At 69.7% G+C, this 15,077-nt stretch carries 9 protein-coding genes; 6 read left to right on the forward strand and 3 right to left on the reverse strand.

Annotation, left to right across the window (positions count from 1 at the left end):
- Window positions 1-29: 29 nt before the first annotated feature.
- The 5 genes from BUQ68_RS03900 (at window position 30) to BUQ68_RS03920 (ending at window position 5,494) form a co-directional block, all read left to right on the forward strand.
- Window positions 30-503, forward strand: coding sequence for a peroxiredoxin (locus tag BUQ68_RS03900; protein WP_075214615.1), 474 nt, complete (start codon window positions 30-32; stop codon window positions 501-503).
- A gap of 127 nt (window positions 504-630) precedes the next feature.
- On the forward strand, window positions 631-1,512 hold the full coding sequence (locus BUQ68_RS03905; RefSeq protein ID WP_083656248.1) for a ferritin-like domain-containing protein: 882 nt from the start codon (window positions 631-633) through the stop codon (window positions 1,510-1,512).
- Between the two features lie 113 nt (window positions 1,513-1,625).
- Window positions 1,626-2,906 (forward strand): M23 family metallopeptidase, encoded by a 1,281-nt coding sequence (locus BUQ68_RS03910; protein WP_075214616.1) that lies wholly within the window; start codon window positions 1,626-1,628, stop codon window positions 2,904-2,906.
- 133 nt (window positions 2,907-3,039) lie between these two features.
- Window positions 3,040-4,884: a putative bifunctional diguanylate cyclase/phosphodiesterase gene (locus tag BUQ68_RS03915; RefSeq protein WP_075214617.1), complete on the forward strand. Its 1,845-nt coding sequence runs from the start codon at window positions 3,040-3,042 to the stop codon at window positions 4,882-4,884.
- A gap of 121 nt (window positions 4,885-5,005) precedes the next feature.
- Complete coding sequence (locus BUQ68_RS03920) at window positions 5,006-5,494, forward strand: cupin domain-containing protein (protein WP_075214618.1); 489 nt, start codon at window positions 5,006-5,008, stop codon at window positions 5,492-5,494.
- Window positions 5,495-5,569: 75 nt separating this feature from the next.
- Here the strand turns inward: BUQ68_RS03920 and prfB are convergent.
- From prfB to BUQ68_RS03935, 3 genes are all read right to left on the reverse strand, one after another.
- A protein-coding gene (gene prfB / locus BUQ68_RS03925; protein ID WP_139315146.1) for a peptide chain release factor 2 occupies window positions 5,570-6,701 on the reverse strand; the annotation gives its coding sequence in 2 pieces (ribosomal slippage) (window positions 5,570-6,631 and window positions 6,633-6,701; 1,131 coding nt in all).
- Window positions 6,702-7,236: 535 nt separating this feature from the next.
- Window positions 7,237-9,705 (reverse strand): penicillin-binding protein 1A, encoded by a 2,469-nt coding sequence (locus BUQ68_RS03930; protein WP_075214620.1) that lies wholly within the window; start codon window positions 9,703-9,705, stop codon window positions 7,237-7,239.
- Between the two features lie 261 nt (window positions 9,706-9,966).
- Window positions 9,967-11,268, reverse strand: a complete 1,302-nt coding sequence (locus BUQ68_RS03935) for an N-acetylmuramoyl-L-alanine amidase (protein ID WP_083656251.1) — start codon at window positions 11,266-11,268, stop codon at window positions 9,967-9,969.
- A 739-nt stretch (window positions 11,269-12,007) separates the two neighbouring features.
- On the opposite strand from BUQ68_RS03935, the gene BUQ68_RS03940 reads away from it, so the two are divergent.
- Window positions 12,008-14,905 carry an Rne/Rng family ribonuclease gene (locus BUQ68_RS03940; RefSeq protein ID WP_075214621.1) on the forward strand — a complete coding sequence of 966 codons (2,898 nt, stop codon included), beginning with the start codon at window positions 12,008-12,010 and terminating at the stop codon, window positions 14,903-14,905.
- Window positions 14,906-15,077: the final 172 nt, after the last annotated feature.

Below are 15,077 nucleotides of genomic sequence, written 5' to 3' on the forward strand. Positions count from 1 at the left end.
GAATCACCCATCCATGCGCGAGGACCGCGATGACCGTGACGCTTTCCGAAGGCAGCCCCGCACCGGACTTCTCCCTGCCCGTCGACGGCGGCGGGACGATCACCCTCTCGGCCCTGAAAGGCAAGCCGGCGGTGGTCTATTTCTATCCGAAAGACGATACGTCGGGCTGCACCAAGGAGGCGATCGGTTTTTCGTGCCTCATGCCCGACTTCGAGAAGGCCGGCGTCACGGTGATCGGCATCTCGCCGGATTCGGTGAAGAGCCACGAGAAGTTCCGCGCCAAGCACGACCTCGCCATCACGCTCGCCGCCGACGAGGAGCGCGCCGCCATCGAGGCGTTCGGCGTCTGGGTGGAGAAGTCCATGTACGGCAAGGCCTACATGGGCGTCGACCGCTCCACCTTCCTGATCGCCCCCGACGGCACCATCGCCAAGGTCTGGCGCAAGGTGAAGGTGCCCGGCCACGCCGAAGAGGTCCTGAAGGCCGCCCAAGCGCTCGCCTGACCGCGCTCGCCTGCCCCCGCTCGCCTGAGCCGCCCTGGCCTGACCAGCCCCGCCCCAGCGCCCACGCCCGCAGGCGAAAATCCCGAGCGCGGCTCACCCTCCGCGCTCACCCCACCATGAGACCGCCATGACCGATCGCTCCCTGGTGCCGCTCCTCTCCGAGACCGAAGGCGCCGATCTCGACGCCGCCGCCCTCGGCGACACCCTCTACGAGCGGTCGCGATCCATCGTGGCGACGCCCGACCTCGCCCTCAAGGTCTCGATCGCCTACCGCACCGCGCGCGATTGGTTCGGCCGCCGCCTCGCCCGCGGCTCGGCCCGCGTCGCCGGCCCGATGCCGTCCCGCCCCGGCCGGCCGGACCGGCCCCTGCTCGTCGCCCCCCGCGACATGCCGCGCCGGTCGCGCGGCGGCGCCGGGTCCGGCAAGGTCGCTCTCGTGCACAGCCTCGCCCACATCGAGCTCAACGCGGTCGACCTCACCTGGGACCTCATCGGCCGCTTCATCGACGAGCCGATGCCCCGCTCCTTCTTCGACGACTGGGTCCAGGTCGGCCTGGAAGAGGCCAAGCACTTCGCCCTCCTCGACCGCCGCCTGAAGGAACTCGACGCCGCCTACGGCGACCTCCCCGCTCACGACGGCCTCTGGCAGGCGGCCGAGGCCACCGGCCACGACCTCACCGCCCGCCTCGCCGTCATCCCGCTGGTGCTGGAGGCGCGTGGCCTCGACGTGACGCCCACCATGGGCGAAAAGGTGCGCCAGACCGGCGACCACGCCACCGCCGCCATCCTGGACGTGATCTACCGCGACGAGCGCCGCCACGTGGCCTTCGGCGCCAAGTGGTTCCGCTTCCTCTGCGACCGCCAGCGCCGCGCCCCCGAGCCCGCCTTCCACGACCTCGTGCGCGCCTGCTTCCGCGGCGCCCTGAAGCCCCCCTTCAACGACCGCGCCCGCTCCGAAGCCGGCCTCACCCCCGGCTTCTACAAGCCCCTCGCAAGTCTTATCGGATGATGACCGGCTCTCAGGTCACGGCGATACGGGCGCATAAACCTTCATTAACCCTAAGGCTTTCTAATCACTCCGATGCCCCATGCCCGGGACACGCCTGTCGGAGACGCATACCCATGGCGAAACAGCGCGCCCATGATCGCTATCGCGCCCAGCCCGCTGTCCGGCGCATCGTCGTCGTCAAGGGCGACGACGCGCACTCCTATACGATCCGACCGTGGCTCGCGGCGCTCTTCTCCGGGTTCGGCATTCTCATCGCTCTCGGCTTCATCGGCTCCACCGCCTATCTGGCGTTTCGCGACAACCTGATCAGCGCGTCCGTGTCCCGCAACGCCGACCTGCAGCAGGCCTACGAGGACCGGATCGCCAGCCTGCGGTCCGAGATCGACAAGATCGCCAGCCGCCAGCTCCTGGAGCAGGTGGCCTATGACGACAAGGTGGAGCGCCTCCTGTCGGCCCAGCGCGCGCTCGACGACCGCCAGCGTGCCGTCTCCGGTCTGATCGAGCAGGCGCGCTCGTCCGGCCTCCTCGCCGGCGCCGACGCCAAGGGCGACCAGCGCGCCGACCTCGGTGCGCCCGCCGACGGTGCCGCCGCCTATGCGCCGGATCCGGCGGAGGCCATAGACCGCAGCTTCGCCGCCCTCACCGGCACGCCGGACGGCGACGGCGGGGAGCGTGACACCCGGCCCGACCTGAAGCGCATGGCCGAGGACCTCGCCCGCATGAACGCCGAGCAGACCTCCGCCGTGGTGGCCATCCGCACCGCCGCTCTCGCCCGGGCCGACAAGGTGGAGCGCATCGTCAAGAAGCTCGGCGTCACCCTGAAGCCGCCCGCCGATGCGCCGCGCGCGGCGTCCGACGCGGATGCCGTCGGCGGCCCCTATATCCCGATCAACGGCCCGGAAGCCCTCGCCGCCGCCATGGAGGACGCCGCCGCCGCCTTCGGCCGCCTGCAGCACCTCAAGTCGGCGGTGGACCTCCTGCCGGTGGTGGAGCCCCTCGCCGGCGCGGCCGTCACGTCGAACTTCGGCTCGCGGTCCGATCCCTTCCTCGGCTCGTCGGCCTTCCACGCCGGCATCGACTTCCGCGCCCCAACCGGCCGCCCGGTGACGGCCACCGCCGCCGGCCGGGTGATCAACGCCGGCCGCAACGGCGGCTACGGCAATCTCATCGAGATCGACCACGGCAAGGGCCTCACCACCCGCTACGCCCACCTCTCCCGCATCGACGTGAAGGTCGGCGAGAGGGTCGCGCGCGGGCAGGTGGTCGGCCGGGTCGGCTCCACCGGCCGGTCCACCGGTCCGCATCTCCACTACGAGACCCGCGTCGACGGCACCGCCGTGAACCCTCTCGCCTACCTGAAGGCCGGGCGGGAAATCCGGTCACTGCTCAACTGAAGGTAAGACTGGCACACAATCTCCGATTGTTTCCACATCTAATTATTCTCTTCACGTATCTTCTCTATCGTCATTTTTAACATTTCATGCCTAGAAGGGAGTCGTCGCGTTCCCACTCGGGGGTCTGCCCAGCATGCTCCTCAACACCGCAGCCGAAACCAACCCGTCGGCCGCCGTCATCTGCCCGCTCGCGGCGGCAGTCGGCGGGGCTTCGGCCGTTGAGGGCGCGATCGGCCGCATGGCCGGCGCGGTGCAGGGTACGGATCTCGACGCGCGCGCCATCATGGGCGCCCTGGAAAGCCTGCCCGAGGGGGTGTCGGTCTACGGCGCCGACCGGCGCCTCGTGGTCGCGAACCTCGCCTTCAGTCGGCTCCACGGCTTGCCCGACGTGGCCTTGACGCCCGGCTCCGACCACGCGGATGTGCTTTCGGCCATCGCCGCCGCGCGTCTCTTCAAGCCGGATCACGCCGCCATCTGCCGCAATGCCCGCGCCGCCGTCGTCGCCACCGGCGCGCCGATGACCTACATGCTCACCACGCAAGCCGGCCGCCTCGTTCACGTGACCGAGCACCCCCTGCCGTCCGGCGGGTGGATTTCCATCCACACCCCGTTCGGCGGCGAGCCGGCCGTCGGCGCCTTCGACCGGCAGCAGGCCACCGACCGGGTGACCGGCCTTCTCGGCGAGGCGGCCTTCGCGTCGCTGCTCGACGAGGCGGCCCGCCACTGCGCCGCCGGCCGCGCCCAGTTCGCCCTCTTGTCGATCGGGATCGACGACCTCGGTGCGCTCAACGACATCCACGGCCGCGCCATCGGCGACCAGGTGCTCCGGGCCGTCCGCGACCGTGTGCGCGCGCTCCTGCCGCCCGGCGCGCCCATCGGCCGGCCAGCCGGCGGCCTGTTCGGCGCCGTGGTCTGGCTCGGCGCGGATCCGGAGCGGGTGCTCGCCACGCTGGGGGCGCTCGGCGCCGACCTCGCCCGCCCATTCCGCCTGGAGACAACCGAAATGTCGGTGCCGACCCATGTGGGCCTCGCACTCGCGCCGAGCCACGGCACCGTGGGCGACGACCTCTGGCGCCGGGCGGAGATCGCCCGCCATGCCGCCCGCCGCCAGAAGGCGAGCGAACCGCTGGTGTTCGAGGGCGCGCTCGAGGCCGAGGCCGTCAACCGCGTCACCCTGGAGCGGGAGCTGCGGGCCGCCCTGGAGGCGGGCGCCTTCAGCCTCGTCTTCCAGCCCATCGTGAACCTCAACTCCGGCGTGATCTCCGCCGCCGAGGCGCTGCTGCGCTGGCACCACCCGCGCCTCGGCCCGATCCGGCCGGACGTGGCGATTGCCGTTGCCGAGGAGACCGGCCTCATCCGTCCGCTCGGCGAGTGGGTGCTCTCGGAGGCCTGCCACACCGCCGTTCACTGGCCCGAAAGCGTGACGCTCGGTGTCAACATCTCGGCGCTCCAGCTCGACTGTCCGCACTTCGTCGACATGGTGCTCGGCACCTTGAAGGCGACCGGCATGCCGGCGCGCCGGCTGATGCTGGAGGTGACCGAGACCGTGCTCCTCGACCGGCGCCACGACGCCGCCATGAGGACCCTCTCCGCGGCCGGCGTCCGGTTCGCCCTCGACGATTTCGGCGTCGGCTACGCGTCCTTCCAGTATCTGATCGCCTACCGGTTCGATCAGATCAAGATCGACCGCAGCTTCATCGCCGACCTGCCGCGCAATCCGGATTGCCAGGCCGTGGTGCGCGCCGTCATCGCGGTCGGCGCCGCCCTCGGCAAGGAGGTGGTGGTGGAGGGCGTCGAGACGGAGACCGAGCGCCAGATGCTGGCCGACTGGGGGCATCTCCTCGGCCAGGGCTATCTGTTCGCGCCGGGCCTTTCCGGCGACGAGATCCAGCAGTTCGCCCGCCTCACCTTCGCGGTGGAGGACGCCAAGCGCCTCGTCGCCGTCGCAAGCCGCGGCTTTCCCTGGGCCACGTCTTGAGGCGGGAAACCGGCCCGCGCCGGTATGCCGGACGGATCCCGCGCACCGGCTGCTGACACGGGTCGACCGCGCCCGTGGCAGACTGCCCGGCGCCAACCCGCCCGCACCGGAGAGCGCCCCCATGTCAGACCCGGATCCCGCCCGCCGCCCGAACGTCCCCATCGCCGTCGACGACGTCCCCTGGACCCAGTCGAGCCACAGCGGCCGCTACGGCGCCCGCTGGAAACACCTTTCCCGCGCGACGATCGGCGACGCCTACCGCATCGGCGTCGTCGTCGAGGAACTGCCGCCCGGCAAGCAGACCTGCCCCGCCCACTGGCACACCCGCGAGGAGGAGCACGTCCTCGTCCTCACCGGCGCGCTCACCGTGCGGATCGGCCCGGCCCGTCACGTCATGAAGGCCGGCGACTACGTGGCCTTCCCGGCCAACGTGCCGGACGAGCACTGCCTCTTCAACCACACCGAGGAGACGGTCCGCTACGTGCTCGTCGGCAACCAGGACGACGCCGACGTCTGCCTCTACCCGGACAGCAACAAGGTCAACGTTGCCGCCCTCGGCGAGATCTACGACCGCGGCGCCCGCAAGGCCTACTACGACGGCGAGGAGTGATCGCCCGGGTCCTGAACGACGAAGGGGCGGACCGCCGGCCCGCCCCTTCCTGTCAGTCATCCCGACCGCCAGGGTTCAATCCACATCCTTGATGTCGATCGGCTGCTTGCCGAACGCCCGCTGGGCGAGCGTCGATTCCATGAAGCTGTCCAGGTCGCCGTTCAGCACGCTCGCCGGATCGGTGCTCTCGTGGCCGGTGCGCAGGTCCTTCACCAGCTGGTAGGGCTGCAGCACGTAGGAGCGGATCTGGTGGCCCCAGCCGATGTCGGTTTTGCCGGCGGCGTCGGCCATCGCCTTCTCCTCGCGCTTCTTCAGCTCCACCTCGTAGAGGCGGGCGCGCAGCATCTGCCAGGCGGTCGCCCGGTTCTTGTGCTGCGAGCGCTCCGACTGGCAGGCGACCGCGATCCCGGTCGCGATGTGCGTGATGCGCACCGCGGAGTCCGTGGTGTTCACGTGCTGGCCGCCGGAGCCGGAGGCGCGGAAGGTGTCGATGCGCACGTCGGCCTCGCTGACGTCCACCTCGATCTTGTCGTCCACCACCGGGTAGACCCACACCGACGAGAAGGACGTGTGCCGCCGCGCCTGGCTGTCGAACGGCGAGATGCGCACCAGGCGGTGCACGCCCGACTCGGTCTTCAGCCAGCCATAGGCGTTGTGGCCCTTCACCTGGATGGTGGCGCTCTTGATGCCGGCCTCTTCGCCGTCGTGGTGCTCCAGGAGCTCCACCTTGAAGCCGCGCTTCTCCGCCCAGCGGGTATACATGCGCAGGAGCATGTTCGCCCAGTCCTGGCTCTCGGTGCCGCCCGCGCCGGCGTTCACCTCCAGATAGGCGTCGTTGCCGTCGGCCTCGCCGGAGAGCATGGATTCGATCTGCTGGCGCACGACCTCGTCCTTGAGGCCCTTCAGCGTCGTCTCCGCGTCGGCGACGACCGTCTGGTCGTCCTCCATCTCGCCGAGCTCGATCAGCTCCACGCTGTCCTTCAGGTCGCGTTCCAGCTGCAGGTAGCCGTTGATGCGGCTCTCAAGGTCGGTGCGCTCGCGCATGATCTTCTGCGCGCGCTCCGGGTCGTTCCAGAGGGTCGGATCCTCGACGAAGCCGTTCAGCTCGGCCATGCGCTGCTGGGAGGCATCCCAGTCAAAGATGCCTCCTCAGCAGGGCCATACCCTGCTCGATCTCGTCGACGATGGCCTCGATCTCGGCACGCATGGGCGTGATCCTTCGATAGCGGAGGTTGGATTGGAGCGCCGGACCGGACGTCGAACCCGGCCGCGCCGCCGCGCAAGTCCCGCGCGGCGGGCGGACCATAGGGACGAAGGCCAGCGATGTAAACGCCCGATGACAGCCCGCCGCCAGGCATCCCCCCGCCCCCCGCCGGGACCGCCGCCACCGCCACCGCCACCGCCGCCACCAACCTCGTCATGGTCCGCGAAGGCGGACCACCCACGCATTTCGCGACGAGGCTGAACGACCACCCGTCAGCTCTGGGTAATGCGTGGGTGGTCCGGCTGAACCGGACCATGACGATCGCGAGGGTTCGAAGCGCGCACCGCTCCACCGAGCACCAAGCGCGGGTTCGAGCGCGCGTACCGCTCCGCCGGAAACCGCGCTAGGGTCCGAGAGCTTTCACCGCTCCCCCGGAAACCGCGCGAAGGTTCCAGCGCGCACCGCTCCCGCGGAAACCGCGCGCGGACGATGGCGCGAGGTTGGTGGCCACCAGCCTCGCCACCCCCTCACCCAGCGCTCAATAGAGCCCGCCCGTCCCGGTCACCGCCGCCCGGTCCGCCTCCGGGTTCACCGTTGTCGGCCCGGTGTAGGCTTGGCTGTCGTACCCGATGATGTTGTAGTTGTCGGCCGGGCCGGTGCCGGGCTTGAAGGCCTCGATGATGGTGCCGTCGCCGCCGCCGGAGCGCATGCCGGTCTTGCGGTCGATCGGGATCAACGCCATGCCCTCCGGCACGCGGAACTCCACCGGCGGCTCGCCGGCGAGCGCCAGCTGCATGAAGTCGCGGAACACCGGCGAGGCCATCTGGCCGCCCGTGGAGCCCTGCCCCATCGGCCGCGGATTGTCGTAGCCAAGGAAGACGCCGACGGCGAGGTCCGGCGTGAAGCCCACGAACCAGGCGTCCTTCTCGTCGTTCGTGGTGCCGGTCTTGCCGGCGATCGGCCGGTTCAGAACCTTCACGGCGGTGGCGGTGCCGCGCTGGACCACGCCCTCCATCATGGAGGTGATCTGGTAAGCGGTCATCGGGTCCAGCACCTGCTCGCGCTCGTCCACCAGTTCCGGCTCGTCCTGGCCGCGCCAGTCCTCCGCCGAACAGGCGTCGCAGATGCGCTGGTCGTGCTTGTAGACGGTGCGGCCGAAGCGATCCTGCACGCGGTCGATCAGCGTCGGCTGCACCCGCCGGCCGCCGTTGGCGATCATCGAATAGGCGTTGACCATGCGCAGCACCGTCGTCTCGCCCGCCCCGAGCGAGAAGGAGAGCAGCGGCTTCATGTCGTCATAGACGCCGAACCGCTTGGCATACTCGGCCACCAGCGGCATGCCCATGTCCTGGGAGAGCCGCACGGTCATCAGGTTGCGCGAGCGCTCGATGCCGGTGCGCAAGGTCGAAGGCCCGCCGAAGCCGCCGCCGTAGTTGGACGGCCGCCACATCTCAAGGCCCGGTCCCTGGTCCACCTCGATCGGCCCGTCCATCACCACCGAGGCGGGGGTGTAGCCGTTGTCGAGGGCCGCCGAGTAGACGAAGGGCTTGAACGCCGATCCGGGCTGCCGCATCGCCTGGGTGGCCCGGTTGAACTCGCTTTGCGCGTAGGAGAAGCCGCCCACCATCGCCCGCACGCGACCGGTCAGCGGGTCCATGGCCACCAGCGCGCCGGAGATCTCCGGCACCTGCCGCAGCCGGTAGACGTCGCCGTTGGTGCCGGGCGCCACCTTCTCCACATAGACCACGTCGCCGGGCGTCAGCACGTCGCTCACCGCCGTCGGCTTGGCGCCGCGCTTCGGCCCGGTGGCCCAGCGCGCCCAGGTCATCTCGGAAAGCGGCAGCGTGGCGCGCTCGCGCTCGGTCACCACCTTGCCCGTGGGGGTCTTGGCCGGCTGCAGGCCGATGATCGCCTCCGAGGCCCCGGCGGAGAGCACCACCGCCAGCCGCCACTCCGGAAGGTCCCAGAGCGCCGGCACGTCGGCGAGCGCCGCGCCCCAGTCGCCGGACGGCTCGATGGTCTTCACCGGGCCGCGCCAGCCGCGCTCCATGTCGAACTTCATCAGGCCCTTGTGGAGGGCGGCGCGGGCTTGCTGCTGCATCTCCGGGTCGAGCGTGGTGCGCACCGAAAGGCCGCCTTCGTAGAGGCCCTTCTCGCCGTACATGGACATGAGGTTGCGGCGCACCTCCTCCACGAAATAGTCGGCGGCGAAGACGCTGGCGCCCCGGTTGCGGTTCACCACCTTGATCGGCTCGGCCTTGGCGGCTTCCCCCTCCTCCCGGCTCACGTAGCCGTTGGCCACGATCTGGTCGAGCACCCAGTTGCGGCGCTCCAGGGCGCGGTCGCCGAAGCGGAAGGGGTTGTAGTTGTTCGGCGCCTTCGGCAGCGCCGCCAGATAGGCCACCTCGGCCAGCGTCAGCTCGGCCACCGACTTGTCGAAATAGGTGAGCGAGGCGGCGGCGACGCCATAGGCGCCGAGCCCGAGATAGATCTCGTTGAGATAGAGCTCCAGGATCTGGTCCTTGGAGAAGGCCTGCTCGATGCGCAGCGCCAAGAGCGCCTCCTTCACCTTGCGCTCGATCGACTGCTCGTTGGTGAGGAGGAAGTTCTTGGCCACTTGCTGGGTGATGGTGGACGCGCCGACCGGCCGGCGGCCGCTCATCACCAGGTCCACGTTGCGCACCACGGCGGAGCCGATCGACACCATGTCGATGCCCGGATGGCTGTAGAAGTCCTTGTCCTCGGCGGAGAGGAAGGCGTACTTCACGTTTTCCGGAATGAGCTGGATCGGCAGGAACAGCCGCTTCTCCCGCGCATATTCGGCGACGAGCTGCCCGTCCGAGGCGTGCAGGCGCGTCATCACCGGCGGCTCGTACTTTTTCAGCTGCGTGTAGTCGGGCAGGTCCTCGTTCATCGCGGCGAGGTAGAGCGCAACGCCGCCGGCGACGATCAGCACCATGAATGCGCCGATCGCGAACAGCCAGCCGAAGAACCGAACGAAGATCATACTGCCTCTGAACTCTGTTTTTGCGCGGTGCGGGCGCGCCGGTCGGGCGCTGTCCTGCTGCCGGCGCGTACGCCCCGATACCCGCCGGCCGGTCCGCTCCGGCCGCGGGTCCGAGGACCCCGTCCGGGCGGCCGGCGCGGGCCAGCCTTCTCAACGGTAGAGACTCGTCCCGGTTTATGGCGAACGTGGGACCGGTCCGTTGCGGGATTACCACAAGCCGACCGCGCAATCATCCGAAACCCTTGGACAATGGCCCGTTGTTCACTGCCCCGCCGCGGCGATCTTCGGCTGGAGGAAGCGCAGCATGGCGGCGCTCACCGCGTCCGCGACCTTGCCGCGCCAATCGTTGTTGGTCAGCAGCTGCTCGTCTTCCTCGTTGGAGAGATAGCCGATCTCCAGGAGCACGGACGGCACGTCCGGCGCCCTCAGCACCCAGAAACCGGCCGAGCGGTGCGGGTTGCGGATCATCCGGGTGGTGTTGGAGAGTTCGCCGACGAGCGTGTTGGCGAAGGAGGCGGAGAAGGTCTGCGTCTCCCTCCGCGTGAGGTCGATCAGGATGTCGGAGACCTCGCCGGCCTCGGCGGGCTCCAGTTCCAGCCCCGCCACCGCGTCGGCGGCGTTCTCCTTGTCGGCGAGCGCGGCGGCCGCCCGGTCGGAGGCGCGCTCCGAAAGGGTATAGACGGTGGCGCCGCGCACATGGTCCTCCCGCACGCTGTCGGCGTGGATCGAGACGAAGAGGTCGGCCGCGGCTTCGCGGGCGATCCGCACCCGGTCGCCGAGCGGGATGAAGGTGTCGTCGGTGCGCGTCATCGACACGTCCACCTTACCGGTCGCCTCCAGGCGCCGCTTCAGATCCTCCGCGAAGGCGAGGACCACGTCCTTCTCCTTGATGCCGCTCGACGCGATGGTGCCGGCGTCGACACCCCCGTGGCCGGGGTCGAGCATGATTAGCGGCCGTTCGCGCCCGCTGTCGGCCCGCAGCCGGTCGCCCTTGGTCACGCCCACCGTGTTGGAGGCCTCCCGGGTCAGCGCGGTCTTCTGGAGGGCGGACTGGAAGTCCTCCGGCGTGCTGCGCACCAGGTCCACCACCAGCCGGGCGGCCGCCCCTTCCGCGCCCTTCAGCACGAAGGCGCCGTCGATCGTCACCGGCCCGGTGGCGTCGATCACGAGGCGCGACCGGCCCCGCGCGAAGAGGCCGTAGCGCCAGCCCGTGACGAGGCCGCGGCCGGTGAGGCCCGCGTCGTCCGGCAGGCGGAAGGTCACCTCCGGCAGGTCCACCACCACCCGGTAGGGATCGCCGAGCGTAAAGGCGCTGATCTCCACGGGGCCGGAGAGGTCGAGCACGAAGCGCGTGCGCTCCCCGTCGCCGACCACGCGGGCGTCGGAAGCCACCGGCAGCAACACGCCCCCCGCCGACACCGGCGGCGCGACCGCCGGGTCCGACGGCAGTTCGGCGCGGGCAAGGGTCGCGCCGGCCAGAATCAGCACGGCAGCAAGGACGGCGCGGCGAAGGCGATGCGTGGCGGCCAGCTTCAAGAGCGAACTTCCCTGAACGGTCGTCATCCCTAATCCGGTAGCGCCCGCATGTTAATGCCTTCTTAACGATCTCGGCATGAATGGCGGGCGCCCCTCGGGCGGGCGGGCGCCGGTGATCCGGACCGGGGCGGTCGACGAGACCTCCGATGTGAAGGTTTGGCGCCCGCGCGGGGCGTTACAGACTTGCATTGCACGCCATCGATCCTTAGAACAAGGATCAGGAGCCCGAATCCTCGCCTCGGTCATTCTGAGTGCGGCCAATAGAAGACCTTCTTACCACTCTCGGGCAATCCGCTCTCGGGGTGGTGTTCGGGGTCTTCGAAGAACGGGGCTCGCGATGAAGCGCGGACGCCGGTCGGCATTCTGAAGCGAACCCGACCCCACCGTCACGGCAGGTCGACCGTCCCTCACGGTCCTGTCCCGGTGGAGACAAGGCCGTGCTCACGTTCCAACGACGGTGGCGAAACGACGGCGGCTCCGCCCGCGCGGCCCTTCATGGGACCGGCGGACCGCACACCATTTCGTTCCGCCCGCGACGGGCGGCGACTGCAGACCTCGGGAACGAGCCGGACGTGGCGAACACAAGGCCGACGACAGCGACCAGACAGCCGGGTGCGTGGCATGCATCCGGTGCGGCGTTGGAGTCGGCTCGCCGGGCTTCGTTCCAATCCCCCTCACGCAACACCCCTATCGACGGCCCTGCGCGGACCGCCCTGCCCCTATGGCGGCAGGATGGCGGACCGGCGCGGCCGGGAGTACGACCGCAATGCCCAACAAGATGCTTATCGATGCCACCCACCCGGAGGAAACACGGGTAGTCGTGGTCCGTGGCAGCCGGGTCGAGGAATTCGACTTCGAGTCCGCCACCAAGAAGCAACTGAGAGGTAATATCTATCTGGCCAAGGTCACCCGCGTGGAGCCGTCGCTCCAGGCGGCCTTCGTGGAGTATGGCGGCAACCGCCATGGCTTCCTGGCCTTCTCGGAAATCCACCCCGACTACTACCAGATCCCCGTCGCCGACCGGCAGGCGCTGATCGAGGCGGAGGAGCGCGAGGAGCGCGAGGAGGCCGAGCGGCGCTCCCGGTCGCGGCGCGAGCGGGCTCCGGCCCGGGCCATGGCCGAGGCGAGCGAGCCCGGCGCCAGCGTCAGCGAGGCGTCCGAGGAAGGTAGCGACAACGTCGGCTACAATGGCGGCTACACCGGCGACGAAGGTGGCGACAACGGCCGTTACAATGGCGGCTACAACGGCGACAGTAGCGGCGATCATGGCGACGATTTCCACGGCGCCGACGCGCCGCGCTCCGGCGCCGCCACCTCCGAGGACGACGAGGACCACGTGGAGTCCGTCGGCGCCGAGGATGCCCTGGAGGAGGTGCCCGAGCGGCGTAAGCCCCGGATGCGCCAGTATAAAATCCAGGAGGTGATCAAGCGCCGCCAGGTCCTGCTCGTCCAGGTCGTCAAGGAGGAGCGCGGCACCAAGGGCGCGGCGCTCACCACCTACCTGTCGCTCGCCGGCCGCTATTCCGTGTTGATGCCCAATTCCGGCCGTGGCGGCGGCATCAGCCGCAAGATCACCAACGTCACCGACCGCAAGCGCCTCAAGGAGATCGCCTACGATCTCGAGGTTCCGGAAGGAATGGGCGTCATTCTGCGTACCGCCGGCGCGTCGAGGACCAAGGCGGAGATCAAGCGCGACTTCGAATACCTGCTTCGTCTTTGGGAGAACGTGCGAGAACTGACGCTGCGGTCCGCCGCGCCGACCCTCGTCTACGAGGAGGGCTCGCTGGTCAAGCGGTCCATCCGCGACCTCTATAACAAGGACATCGACGAGGTTCTCGTTTCCGGCGAAGAAAGCTATCGGGAAGCGAAAGACTTCATGCGCATGCTCATGCCGAGCCATGCCAAGAACGTCCAGCCCTACCGTGATCTGGTGCCGATCTTCGCGCGCTTCGGCGTCGAACCGCAGCTCGATGCCATGTTCTCGCCGCAGGTGACCTTGCGGTCTGGCGGCTACATCGTCATCAACCAGACCGAAGCCTTGGTTTCCATCGACGTGAACTCGGGTCGCTCGACCCGCGAGCACAACATCGAGGACACTGCGCTCGCCACCAACATGGAAGCCGCCGAGGAGGTCGCCCGCCAGCTCCGCCTCCGCGACCTCGCCGGCCTGATCGTCATCGACTTCATCGATATGGAGGAGTCGAAGAACAACAAGTCGGTCGAGCGCAAGCTCAAGGAATGCCTGAAGAACGACCGCGCCCGCATCCAGGTCGGCCGGATCTCGCACTTCGGCCTGATGGAGATGAGCCGCCAGCGCATCCGCACCGGCGTCCTGGAAGGCTCCACCGAGGTGTGCCCGCACTGCCTCGGCGCGGGCATCGTCCGGTCGACGGAATCCGTTGCGCTTCATGTGCTTAGGGCGCTCGAGGACCAGCTCCTGAAGGGCGTCACCCACCACCTGACGGTCCGCACCCGGACCGCCGTGGCGCTCTACATCCTCAACCAGAAGCGCCGCCACCTCGCCGACCTGGAGGCCCGCTTCGGCCTCAACGTCAGCATCGCGGCGGACGAGCACCTGGGCAACCAGCACTTCGCGCTCGAGCGCGGCGAGATCATCCTCAACCCGCTGCCGCCCCCGCCGCCGACCACCCTCACCCCGGAAAGCGTCCAGCCCTACGACGACGAGGACCTCGACATCGTCGAGGAAACCGACGACGAGGCCGAGGAGGAGACCGTGGAGGCCCGCGAGGAGCGTCCGCGCGCCGACCGCGGCGCCGAGCGGACCGAGGACGACCAGGGCGGCCGCCGCAAGCGCCGCCGCCGGCGCCGCCGGCGTCCCGGCGGTCCCGAAGGCACCGGCGATGACGCCGTCGCCGCCCGCGCCGATGGCGAGTCCGACGAGGACGAGGGCGACGAGGAGCAGGAAATCGGCGCCGCCGAGGACACCGAGGCGGCCGTCACCACGGCCGAGGGCGAGACCGCCGAGGGCGGCGACGACGCCGCGGGCGACGGCAAGCGTCGGTCGCGCCGACGGGGCCGCCGCGGTGGTCGCCGCCGGAACGGCACGGGCGCCGAGGGCGAGGCCGCCGATGGCGTCATGAGCGCCGCCGAGGGCGAGGCCATCCTGACCGAAACCGTCGACGCTGCGCTCGGCGAGGACGACCGGACTGAGCCCACCGCCGCCGAAAGCGGGTACGGGAGCCCCGAAACCGGCCATTCTGCGCCGGAAGGCGGCTATGCGGCCGCCGCCGGTGGCGAGGACAGCGGAACCGACCTCCACGCCATCCTGCCGTCCGCGGCGGAAGTGCTGGAGAGCGCGTCCGAGGACGCGGACGACGAGACGTCCGAAGAACCGGCCTATCAGGCGGCCGACGAAGCGCCGGCCGAGCGGTCGGAGCCGCTGTCGGTTGCCGAGCGGATGTCGCAGGTGCCGGCCGCCTCTCCGGTCGAGGAGGCGGTCGAAGCGGTTTCCGACCAGGACGCGGACGGCGACATGCCGGTGACGGAGACCGACTCAAGCCCCAACGGCACCAACGGCCACGAACCGGTGGAGCCCGCCGCCGCGGCGGAACCCGCCCCGGCTCCTGTCCGTCGTCCCATGCCCGAGCCGGAGGACGACCGTCCGAAGCGCTCCGGCTGGTGGCAGCGCCGCAGCTTCTTCTGACCCTGTGGGCGGCGAACACGCCGCCCGCGACAAACCAACACCGAAGGCCGGCGGGGCTCCAGGGCTCCGCCGGCCTTCGTTTTTCGGCCGAACGGCTCCCACCGTGCACCGCTCTCCGCCTTCGCACGGCGAGTCCGAAAACTGATAGAGCAATTTGAATACGATGCCTTTT

The sequence above is a fragment of the Mongoliimonas terrestris genome, from assembly GCF_001927285.1.
Lineage (GTDB): Bacteria > Pseudomonadota > Alphaproteobacteria > Rhizobiales > Pleomorphomonadaceae > Chthonobacter > Chthonobacter terrestris.

What these genes read in the sequence shown, in the direction of transcription:
- BUQ68_RS03900 (WP_075214615.1), top strand. Translation starts at nt 30, where the DNA reads ATGACCGTGACGCTTTCCGAAGGCAGCCCCGCACCGGACTTCTCCCTG.
- BUQ68_RS03905 (WP_083656248.1), top strand. Translation starts at nt 631, where the DNA reads ATGACCGATCGCTCCCTGGTGCCGCTCCTCTCCGAGACCGAAGGCGCC.
- BUQ68_RS03910 (WP_075214616.1), top strand. Translation starts at nt 1,626, where the DNA reads ATGGCGAAACAGCGCGCCCATGATCGCTATCGCGCCCAGCCCGCTGTC.
- BUQ68_RS03915 (WP_075214617.1), top strand. Translation starts at nt 3,040, where the DNA reads ATGCTCCTCAACACCGCAGCCGAAACCAACCCGTCGGCCGCCGTCATC.
- BUQ68_RS03920 (WP_075214618.1), top strand. Translation starts at nt 5,006, where the DNA reads ATGTCAGACCCGGATCCCGCCCGCCGCCCGAACGTCCCCATCGCCGTC.
- BUQ68_RS03930 (WP_075214620.1), bottom strand. Translation starts at nt 9,705, where the DNA reads ATGATCTTCGTTCGGTTCTTCGGCTGGCTGTTCGCGATCGGCGCATTC.
- BUQ68_RS03935 (WP_083656251.1), bottom strand. Translation starts at nt 11,268, where the DNA reads ATGACGACCGTTCAGGGAAGTTCGCTCTTGAAGCTGGCCGCCACGCAT.
- BUQ68_RS03940 (WP_075214621.1), top strand. Translation starts at nt 12,008, where the DNA reads ATGCCCAACAAGATGCTTATCGATGCCACCCACCCGGAGGAAACACGG.